Genomic DNA, 9,746 nt, shown 5'->3' with positions numbered 1-9,746 from the left:
GTCAATGTATCCCGAATCCATAATGATAGTGTTGGAATTCCAACTATAGGATACGGTTTCAATTTAAAGGCTCATACGGCAAAGCAAATCCGCTCTGCATTAACTCATTCTTTTGGGGGGACTCTTTCTGCAGATCAAGAGCAAGGTATTCAGATTTTAGAAGCATGGCGGAATCGTACTGCATATAACGGCACTACTTTTACTGATGCGGATATTATTGCTCTAGCCGAAGGTACAGGTGGTTTGGCTGCACACCAAGCTTTGATTCAAAGTATTGCTTTAACAGAAGCGCAATCGACAATCCTATTGCACGCATATTTGGATGGTTCAGCTGGCCTGCCTGCAGTTGATGGCGCTTTCGGTTTAGGTAATGCTGATTCTGTAGGTCAATCTACTGAGCGTTTAGCGCTGCTTGATTTGCGCTATGCTGGCCTTCTAGGTGACGGTATTAAAGATGCCATTGCGGGTAAAAATCAAGCTGCAGAGTCGCCTAGAGCAGCTGCTTGGTTTGAAGCTAGATACCACCATGGCAATACAGGGGGGGCATTGCAGACTCGTCGCGCTATGGATGGCAGGTTAATTGGTCTGGTACAGGAGGGCCTCAATGCAAAAGATGAATTACAGGAAACTTTGGTTGCAGTTTCTTATTTATATAAGTATCACTTTGATCTGATAAAACAACGTGATGGAAGAGATAATTTCGAAGCGGCGATTGCATCAGAGAAGGCTTTGATAGAGGCTACTTATACACAAGGTAATGTGGTGGACTTTATACAAACTACTAACCAGTATGGGAATATTGATTTAGCACCTCAACAAAGTGGAATAGACCGTAATTTATTAAATGATTTGATGGTTGGTGATGATAGAGGGAATAAAATTGAAGGTGGTGATGGACATGACTATCTTTATGGTGAAGCTGGCGCAGATAAACTTTACGGTGGTGACGGCAACGACATCCTCGATGGCGGTACCGGTGTCGATACCATGTCCGGCGGCACAGGCAACGATACATACTATGTTGACTCGCTTCTAGATGTAATCGTTGAAAATGCAGGTGAAGGTGATTCAGATACCCTTATATCCTCGGTAGATTATGCCGTAGCAGATGGGCAATATAAAAACATTGAGCGCTTTGCTTTAGATACGCGTAATGGTGGCAGTGGTGAACGCTTGGGTGGGAACGAGTTTGATAATATTCTTGTCGGTAATCAGCTTGATAATATCATTTTAGGTGGTAACGGGTCTGATACCTTATATGGTGGCAAAGGCAACGATCATCTAGAGTCTGGCGAAGAAGATGTTTACGGTGAAGGCAAACTAAATCTGCTTCAAGGAGGAGAAGGAAATGATACCCTGATAGGTGGCCATGGCGTTGATCTGCTCTATGGTGGAACAGGAGATGATAGCTTATTTATCGATAAAGGCGGACTTTATGCTTCCAGCCCTGTCGATCCAAATTATCAAAAGCTTGGCACCGAGTTGATGAATGGCGGTGAGGGCTTCGATACCTATTATGTAGGTACTGCTTCTAATTATGCCATCATTGAAGACTCTGATGGTCAAGGCGAAATATATGTCAAAGCAGATGGGGTTGGAGATAAAACTTACAAGTTGACAGGCGGTACTTTCTGGGGAAAACAAACTATTACAGAAACTGGCCTAGAAGCTGACGGATATACACTTATACACTCTGACGGCACCGAAAGCCAAATCACGGTTGCTTATGAATCTGATGGCAGTCAAACATTAATAGCTTTTGGATTTAATATTCCTAATTTCTATAATGGAATGCTAGGAATAAAGCTTGAGGGTGGTCGTGTCGATTCTGGTAATAACACCGTGGATGATGTCCTTAAAAAACTAACTTTTGATGACCAATTCACTCCCGAAGAAGTAGATAAAATAAGAAATGCAATTAGAGATGTCTACGATAATTCTGCAATAGCTCGAAAGATGCTTAAGGAATTTGCTGTTATTGGTAATAAGGATATCAATATCAAATTTTCCGAGAACGGCTTTAGTTCAACATTAAATGGTCGAGACCCTTCTTCTGACAATATTAGTAATGGCGTTAGCGTAGCTGGCGTGTTTATTGATCTAAATTGGCTTCAAAATAATAGTTATATTAGTACCAATGGTGTAGCTGTAGAAGATACTCTAGAGGCTGCTCTTATTCATGAGTTAGTACATTTAATGAAGGGAACTTCCGATACCAGCTCTCCTGGTGAGAAAGGAGAAACTGTAGAGTTCGCTAACTCCATTTATCGCGAAATGGGTATAGCAGAGCAAGCGTCCTATGCTGCTTATGATTCAACCGGCAACACTCATGCTATTGGCTATGAATACACACAAGGTCAAACAATCGACCGGGCATTCACTTTACTGTCTGAAAATCCAAATATGGATGATCTTGATACCACCGAAGGGGGTATATTAAAAGACCTCATTATCGGCAATGAGCGTGATAATGTAATTAACGGTGGTGATGGCAGTGACTATTTATATGGCGGCGATGGCAATGATACCCTTAAAGGCGATAAAGGGTGGGTGGGACGTATTGACCCTGTAATAGAAAGTAATGATGTCCTGTTTGGCGAGGGTGGCGATGACACTCTTGAAGGCGGAGAAGGCAATGATATTCTCTATGGTGGTACGGGCAATGACAAGGTTCTTGGAGGAAGAGGTAATGACCAACTCATAGGCGGTAAGGGTAATGACCTGCTTGATGGGGACGTAGGTTATAACAAATATATTTTCTCTAAAGGTGATGGGCAAGACACCATTGGTGCCAGCAGATATCGAAGTTCCAGCGATGAATTAGTTTTTACAAGTGAAATTAACCCTACAGACGTTGTATTCGCTCGTGAAGGCATTGACTTAGTCTTTCGCTTCATAGATACCGACGACCAAATCACCATAAGAGGCCATTTCGAAACTTCAGGTGGTTGGGGTTCATTTGTTCAAGCCACCTTTGCAAATGGAGTGGTGTGGACATCTGAATATATTAACTCATCGTTATTACAGGGAACTGAAGGTGACGATAATATCGTTGGTTACGTTGGAGATGATGTAATTAGTGGTCAGGAAGGAAATGATATTATTGAAGGCCAAGAAGGACATGACACTATATCAGGCGGATCCGGTGATGACATCCTTAAAGGTCAAGGCGGCGATGATAGATTAGATGGTGGTATCGGTAATGATACGTTAGATGGTGGTTATGGCAACGATATTATTACCGGAGGTAAAGGTGATGATATCATTGAAGCTGGTGATGGCATAAATACCATTCATTTTGCTCGCGGAGATGGGCAAGATATAATTTCATATGAGTCAGAATTTAATAATTCTAGCAGGTCAAATCACCTAGTGTTTGCTGATGACATTTCAATTAATGATGTAAAGCTGTCAAGAAATGATGATGATCTGTTGATTGAAATCGTCAATTCGAATGATCAGATAACTGTCGAAAATTATTTCAGAACAATCGAACTTGATTATGGTTCTGTATTAGATGATATAGCCTTCTCCGACGGAACTATTCTTATCAGTACTGATATTCAGTTATTAGTACTCCAAGGCACAGATGGCGACGATAAGTGGCTGGTTGGCAATGAGTTAAATGATGTCATTGATGGTGGATTGGGGGATGATGTCATTGATGGATCATTTGGTCGTGATACATTAACAGGTGGAAAAGGTAATGATGTCGTAGATGGAAGCTTCGGTAACGATACTTATATTTTTTCTTTAGGTGATGGACAAGATGTCTTTAAGGACTCTGTTTATTATTCGGTGTTCGAATTAACGAGTAAATATTCTAGTTTAGAAGATCGAATCAACTTTACCGATATAAATTCTTTCGATGTACATGCAAAACAAGTCGGTGATGACTTGATTTTGACTTTTAATGAATCTAATGACCAGATTACTATTGAAGACCAATTTAGTCGTAGCTATTCAACTACAACTTATATCGAAGAACATGGGATTGAGTATTTTACCTTTTCCGATGGTGTAGAATGGAATATAGATGACCTCATTGTTCATTCATTAAGCGGAACTGAAGCTGATGATACGATTTATGGTTTCAACCGTGCTGACACTGTGAATGCTGGTTTAGGTAATGATATTGTTTATGGTGAATCCGGAGAAGATGTTATCCATGGTGGAGCGGGGAATGATTCCCTATACGGTGGTGATGACAATGATCAAATCTTTGGAGATTCAGGACATGACTCTATACATGGTGGACTTGGTGACGATCAACTATACGGTGGTGAAGGAAACGACACGATAAAAGGTGGCTATGGTCATGATATGCTCGATGGTGGTGCCGGTGATGATACCTTGATTTCCTTCGACGATATTTATGATACAAGTGGTAAGACCCTTATCGGTGGTACCGGGAATGATACAATTTACGGCTCATTTGGTAATGACACCTATCATTTTAATCTTGGGGATGGACAAGACCACATCATCGCCACCAGAAAAGAACAAGCTTATTCTAACTTTGCAGCCACTAACGATACCTTGATTTTCGGTGAAGGGATATCTGTGGAAGATTTAAGTTTTGAGCGACACGGTGAAGACATGGTAATTCAAGTCGGTAATGGTGGCGATAGCATTACTGTCGAGAATTGGTTCTTATCATATACCGATCACTTCTTGGTTAATAACTTCCAATTCAGTGATGGTACAAGCCTAACTGTCGCTGACATTAACAAGCTTGTGGTTCAATTAGGTACGAACGTAGGTGAACAAATCGTTGGTTCAGAAAATGACGATCGTATCTCGGGACTGGGTGGAGACGACCAACTTTTTGGTTTGGGCGGTAACGACACGATCAATGGGGGAGAAGGCTCCGACTACATAGATGGTGGCTCGGGCAACGATAATCTAGTTGGTGGCGTTGGTAACGATACGTTACGTGGCAACAGCGGTGATGACACATTAGTCGGTGGTTTGGGTGATGACGGTTACCTTATATATGCAGGTGATGGTCACGACACATTGGATGTGGGTGACGGTGGTGTAGATAATCTATTTCTTCAAGATATCAATTTTGCAGAATTGACTTTTAGCCAAGACGGTGACGATCTTTTAATACTCATTGGTGATGGTGTGAGTCAATCAATTCGAGTGCTAAATCATTTTGTTGGTGGCGAATTTGCCCTTGATCACCTAAAAAGCGCTGATGGCAGATGGCTAAGCACAATTGATATCAATGACCTAATGAATGTTGACCCAGACCCGACGCCAGACCCAGATCCGACACCAGACCCAGATCCGACACCAGACCCTGACCCGACACCAGACCCTGACCCGACACCAGACCCTGACCCGACACCAAATGTTGGCGGTGATGATGTCATTGTTGGCACAGACAATGGCGATATCATATTTGGTGGTGTTGGTAATGACAAGTTGACTGGAGGTAAAGGTGATGACGTGTTATTTGGTGGAGCAGGCAATGATGTCTTTTGGTTCGCTAAAGGGGACGGCCAGGATGTTATTGAAATTAGCACCGGTGTAAATGTTATTGAGTTTGCAGAAGACATTTCATGGCAAGATGTCGCACAAAACTTGTCTAAGTATGGCGATGATCTAATCTTAAAAATTGCCGGTGGCCCAGATCAAGTAACGATTTCTGATTTCTTTATTTATGGTGCGAATGTACTTAGCGATTTTAAATTTTCGGATGGAAGTAATTTAAGTCCTGCGCAAATTTTTGGCGCTTTTGGATTACCCGTCCCGAATGCAAAACCATCAACTAGTACAGAGACCATTTTTGGTGATTTAGACGACAATACTATCAATGGTACTGATGGTAATGACGTATTAAATGGACAGAATGGGAATGACACATTAGTAGGTGGTCTAGGTAACGACATCTTAATCGGTGGCTTGGGTAATGATACTTTCGTGTTAAGCAAAGGTGATGGACAGGATGTTGTGAATGCATCCGGAGGCGGCACTGATACCATTTTATTCAAGTCAGGCATTAGCTTTAATGACATAGCGTCTTCATTGATGAGAATGGGAGATGATTTGATACTTGGTAGTGGCGATAGCCAGGTTACTATTTCCAATTTCTTTTTAGGTGGAGACTACGCAGTTGATAATTTCGTATTCGAATCGGGTGGAAAGCTAAACGCGGCACAGATCTTTGGTGCTTATGGCTTAACGCTTCCTGATGTAGAAGAGTCTGATCAAAGCTTGAAATTGCCCGATCAACGAGCCTTCGCTCAAGTCATTAAGGGCAATGGAAGTAATCAAGGCCTTTTCGGTTCATCTGATGATGAATTGTTGTTAGGCGAAGGTGGTGATGATGTTCTCTCGGGAGGAGCTGGGAATGATACACTTATCGGCGGAAGTGGTAATGATAATTACTTATTTACATTAGGTGATGGTCAAGATGTGATTATAAACCAACACTCTGATACCGAAAGCGTTGATATATTGTCTTTTGGTACAGAAATCACCAGTTCACAGGTTAGCGTCTCTCGTCTAAATGATAACTTAGTTCTTCATATCGATGGAACTGATGACCAAGTTACAGTACAGGACTACTTTGTGAGTAACGGTGACAATATTCACAGTTTAGACTCCATAGTTTTTGCAGACGGCAATACCTGGAGCGTAGATGATGTATCACAAATGGTATCTCTCTCAAAGACCCTTAGTTCCGAAGTAAATGGTGTTTCCGAGGCTGCATCTCTCGATCAATCATTCAATTTGCTAGTTCAGTCTTATGCTGCATTTGATGGTGAAGCTGATTCTGACTTGAGTAATATTAAGGGGGATCACATGAACGTGTTACCTATAGTTGAACGCTACTAAAATTTAACATAGCTCTATAGACAAAAAGCCGTGCTGTTTTTCTCAGTACGGCTTTTTAATTTTTAATAGTGAAATTTAGCTCCTAGGACCACAATGGTTGTTGGTCGCGATTCAGCATAAATGATTTTTATGAGTTTTGGCGTCACTTTTTCTTGATATTTGTAACTCTGAATGCCTTATTGCATGCAAGTTTTCCGTTGGCCGACTTAACCTAAATAAGTAGTTGCCTGAACCATTATTACTTCTATAGGCAGACTCATGAATAAACTCAGGGTACTGATTCTTGAGGATCATCCGTTTCAACGCACTGTGCTGGAGCATAATCTCAAGTCGTTGGCCTGTGTGGATGTTGTTAGTTTCGGCAGTGCAACTGCAGCCTTCTCTTGGTTAACTCAGAATCGCGAAGTCGACATAGTCATCTGCGACCTGATGATGGCCGGAACCGATGGACTGTCATTTCTGCGTCAGGCAAGGACTAGGTTTAAAATTCGTGCCGTAGCGCTCTATAGCGATGTGGACAGAGAGTTGCGCCGGGCAGTATCGCAGATGGTCAAACTGTTGGGGTTTCAATATATGGGAGACTTGGCCAAGTCTCCCACAATTGAAAACCTGAGCTCAATGATTTGCCGTTATCGCGAGTTGAACGAACCTCGTCAGCAAACGCTTGAGCCTGAAAGACAAACCGACTGGGTATCTTTGAATTTCAAAGACTTCAAGGATGCAGTTATGGATCAGCAGTTTGTCGGCTTTTACCAGCCCAAGTTCCACGTATCTGATTTGCAGATTGAAGGCGCCGAAGTCTTGGCGCGCTGGAATCATCCCGTATTTGGTCTCTTGAGTCCGGCACTGTTTATTGAGCCTTTGATCCGCTATGGGCTGCTGGATGAAATGTTTCTGCAGCTATTCCGCCAGGGGATAAGGCTGCAAAAGCAATTGCTGGAACAAGATTATCGCTTGTCGCTGGCCTATAACCTGGATATTTCTCAACTGAACTCCACTGAGCTGGTATATCAGATCTCCAAGTTGATCCGTGACTACAAGTTGCCACCGAAATTGGTCACCATAGAGATCACCGAGTCCGGGCTTATCTCGGCACCGGCCCTCAATATGGAAAACCTGATCCGTTTACGCATGTTGGGTTGTGAACTGGCCATTGACGACTTTGGTGCAGCTTATTCTTCTATGGCTCGTCTGTGTGAGCTGCCTTTTTCACAAATGAAACTGGATGCCTGTTTTGTGGCTGGCCTGGATACAGAGCCCAGATGCAAGGCGGCGATTTCCAGTGTAATTGCATTATCTGACTCGCTCGACATGCAACTGGTGGTTGAAGGTATTGAGACCGAGGCACAGCTCAGATTGTTGCAAAATCTTGGCTGCAACCTGGGGCAGGGATTCTACTTTTCCAAGCCTTTGAGTGAAGCCGATTTTCGTAAGCGCTATTTAGATTCCCAAACCCTAAGCATTTCTGGTTGAACTGATCGCCGCAATAAGCTGTTTACGCTGCACCTTGAGTCCATCTGCAACCTCTTGCGGCCAGGGATAATAGTGCCTCGGGCGTTTAAAGCGGGCCAGCTTGTCTGCCAGGAAGGCGGTCAACTCGGCTTCGCTCGGTACTTCTATGCCTCGATAACGCAAAATGGCGGCCGGCAGTAAACCAAACTCGGGGTTATCTTCACCAAAGACGATGGCATCCAGGATGGCAGGGTGCCGTTTCAGCGCCGCTTCCACCTCTTCCGGTTGAATATTCTCGCCGCCGCAGATAAACATATTGTCGACCCGCCCCTGAATATGCAGTAGCCCATCCTGGCTCCAAAAGCCTTTGTCCTTGGTGCAGAACCAACCGCCTTGGGTCTCTTTAACTATGCTGCCATCCGGCTGCAGGTAACCCATGAACAGGGTCTCACCCCTGACCCAGATAACTCCTTGTTCTATTTTGAGTTCGCGCCCGGGTAACAGGCGGCCACTGCTGCCATCGCTGCGGGCCATTCCCGTGGTGATCTGCGAGCCCATCTCTGTCATGCCGTAACTGGTAAAGGCTTTCACCTTCAAGGGAGATAGCCTGTCCAGCAGGCCTTGGCCTATGGCGCCGCCGCCAAGTAGCAGGCACTTCACTCCCATAAGGCTTTCGGGGCTGTCGTCCAACAGGCGTTGTAACTGGGTGGCCACCAATGAGAGATGAGTGATGGCATCACGCTTTAACTGCGCCGCCATAGTCAGCTTATTGTCCGGCAGCACCACGGCCGCCGCAGCCAGGGCGCAGCGATTGAGGATTGCCAGACCACCGATATGGAACAGCGGCAACGAGAGTAACCAGGCATCACCACTCGTCAAAGGGATCAACTGCCGACTGCCATTGGCGTTGGCGATATGGTTACTAAGGCAGTGGATTGCGGCCTTGGGGCTGCCACAGGAGCCCGAGGTAAGAATGATATTGAGCGGCGTATCGGCCGAGACAGTGGCTATCTCGGTAGAGGGACTGTTCAAATCTAAGCGGGTCGAATCTAAGGTGGCAAAATCCGCCTGCACTCGGGTGATATCCCGCGTTTGCCAAAGCTCATTCCGGGCGTTATCCGGACACCAGATAAAGCGAATATGTAAACGCTCAAGCAGCTCCTGAAGCTGACTATCCGGAAACTTGGGTGACAGCGGGCAAAAGAGCAGCCCCAGATCCAAACAAGCCCAATACAGCAACATCAGCTCGCGGCAGTTGGCGGCCACACAAGCCAGTTTATCCCCGCGCTGCAACCCCAAGGCTCGAAGCTTAGCGCCGAGCGCCAACACCTGCCGGCTTACTGCCTGATAACTATGACAGAAGCCACCCTCTACCAAGGCGATGGCATCCGGAGTCTGTTGGCCACTGAGGTGAAGGGGCGAGTAGGTCATGCGCTTTCCTGTTA

At 44.6% G+C, this 9,746-nt stretch carries 3 protein-coding genes; 2 read left to right on the top strand and 1 reads right to left on the bottom strand.

Features of this window, described 5'->3' with window-relative positions; genetic code table 11:
• Window positions 1-243 precede the first annotated feature (243 nt).
• On the top strand, window positions 244-6,849 hold the full coding sequence (locus ACF8D4_RS01650; protein WP_392464441.1) for a calcium-binding protein: 6,606 nt from the start codon (window positions 244-246) through the stop codon (window positions 6,847-6,849).
• A 258-nt stretch (window positions 6,850-7,107) separates the two neighbouring features.
• On the top strand, window positions 7,108-8,322 hold the full coding sequence (locus ACF8D4_RS01645) for an EAL domain-containing protein (RefSeq protein WP_107005802.1): 1,215 nt from the start codon (window positions 7,108-7,110) through the stop codon (window positions 8,320-8,322).
• Here ACF8D4_RS01645 and menE read toward each other — a convergent pair.
• Complete coding sequence (gene menE, locus ACF8D4_RS01640) at window positions 8,305-9,732, bottom strand: o-succinylbenzoate--CoA ligase (protein WP_107005801.1); 1,428 nt, start codon at window positions 9,730-9,732, stop codon at window positions 8,305-8,307. The genes ACF8D4_RS01645 and menE overlap by 18 nt on opposite strands.
• Window positions 9,733-9,746 lie beyond the last annotated feature (14 nt).

It is taken from the genome of Shewanella sp. YQ_9, assembly GCF_043103185.1.
GTDB lineage: Bacteria > Pseudomonadota > Gammaproteobacteria > Enterobacterales > Shewanellaceae > Shewanella > Shewanella algae.
The sequence above is the reverse complement of the archived record's forward strand: the minus strand, read 5'-3'. Positions and strand labels throughout refer to the sequence as shown.

Coding starts and splice junctions, on each gene's coding strand:
- ACF8D4_RS01645 (WP_107005802.1), top strand. CDS start 7,108: ATGAATAAACTCAGGGTACTGATTCTTGAGGATCATCCGTTTCAACGC.
- menE (WP_107005801.1), bottom strand. CDS start 9,732: ATGACCTACTCGCCCCTTCACCTCAGTGGCCAACAGACTCCGGATGCC.